The 1356-nt window shown below is 74.7% G+C and carries 2 protein-coding genes; one reads left to right on the forward strand and one right to left on the reverse strand.

Features of this window, described 5'->3' with window-relative positions:
* Window positions 1-31: 31 nt before the first annotated feature.
* Entirely contained in the window at window positions 32-730 is a 699-nt protein-coding gene (locus ACYVE9_RS27060) for a histidine phosphatase family protein (protein WP_461030525.1), read from the forward strand.
* Window positions 731-798: 68 nt separating this feature from the next.
* Here the strand turns inward: ACYVE9_RS27060 and ACYVE9_RS27065 are convergent.
* The coding region (locus ACYVE9_RS27065; protein ID WP_461030524.1) for a sortase domain-containing protein at window positions 799-1356 on the reverse strand (558 nt) is incomplete at its 5' end.

Here is a 1356-nt window from a genome sequence, read left to right on the forward strand (position 1 = left end):
ACCACCGGGCCGTCGCCGAGGCGGTGCCGGCATGAGCGGGCCGCTGCGCGACGCGCACGACAAGACGGTCACCGTGGTCCACCTGATGCGGCACGGCGAGGTGGAGAACCCGGACGGCATCCTCTACGGCCGGCTGGCCGGCTACCACCTCTCCGACCTCGGCCGGCGGATGGCCGACCGGGTGGCCGAGCACCTCGCGGACCGCGACGTCACCACCGTGGTGGCCTCGCCGCTGGAGCGCGCCCAGGAGACGGCGGAACCGATCGCCAAGGCGCACAGCACGGAGGTGGGCACCGACGGGCGGCTCATCGAGGCCGGCAACGTCTTCCAGGGCAAGACCTTCGGGGTCGGCGACGGAGCGCTGCGCAGGCCGGGCAACTGGCGCCACCTGCGCAACCCGTTCCGGCCGTCCTGGGGCGAGCCGTACATGGAGCAGGTCGCGCGGATGAAGGGCGCGCTGGACGCGGCCAAGGACGCGGCCTTCGGGCACGAGGCGGTGTGCGTCAGCCACCAGCTGCCGATCTGGATAGTCCGCAGTTTCGTGGAGCGCCGCCGGCTGTGGCACGACCCGCGCAACCGGCAGTGCACGCTCGCCTCGTTGACCAGCTTCACGTACCTGGGCGACCGCATCGTCTCGGTCGGCTACTCGGAGCCGGCCCGCGACCTGGTGCCCGCCCACCTGCTGGCGGGGGCGAAGCCGGTCAAGGGCGCCAAGGGCTTCGGCGCCTGACGGCGGCCGCCCTGCGCCCCTCCGCCCGGCCGCCTTCGCGCCGGAGCCGAGGGGTAGGCCGGGCGTGGTCAGTCGGCGGGGTGCGCGGTGACGACCAGGTTGGACCGGTAGGTCTCGGCCTCGGCGTCCCAGTCGGCGCAGGTGATCAGCGTCAGCCGGGGGCCCAGGGTCGGGGCGTACACCTTCCGGGACGGGAAGCCGCGCTTGGGCCGCACGGTGAGGGTGTCGATCTCGAAGACGGCGGTCCGTCCGTCCCGGCGGGTCAGCTCCACCCGGTCGCCGCGGCGCAACGCGCCGAGGCCGTAGAAGGCGGCCGGCCCGGTGTCCGAGTCGAGGTGCCCGACCAGGACGGTGTGGCCGTTCTCGCCTGGTGTGGCGGAGCCGCCGTACCAGCCCACGTCGTCGGGTTCGGCGGGCAGGTCCACGGACCCGTCGGTCGCGATGCCCACCTCGGTGATCCGGGCGGTCAGCTCGATCCTCGGCACCCGCACCTCGACGGGTACCGAGCGGGGCAGCGCGTCATCGCGCGGCGCGGAGGCCCGGTGCGCGCCGGAGCGAGCGGGGTTGGTGTCGGTCGCGGCCGGTGGTGGCGGCGGCGCGGTCACCGTGTGGGCGAGCAGCGCCAC

It is taken from the genome of Streptomyces sparsus (assembly GCF_054776295.1).

Bases quoted from the DNA above. Each gene is read 5' to 3' on its own strand.
- ACYVE9_RS27060 (WP_461030525.1), top strand. From the start codon at position 32: ATGAGCGGGCCGCTGCGCGACGCGCACGACAAGACGGTCACCGTGGTC.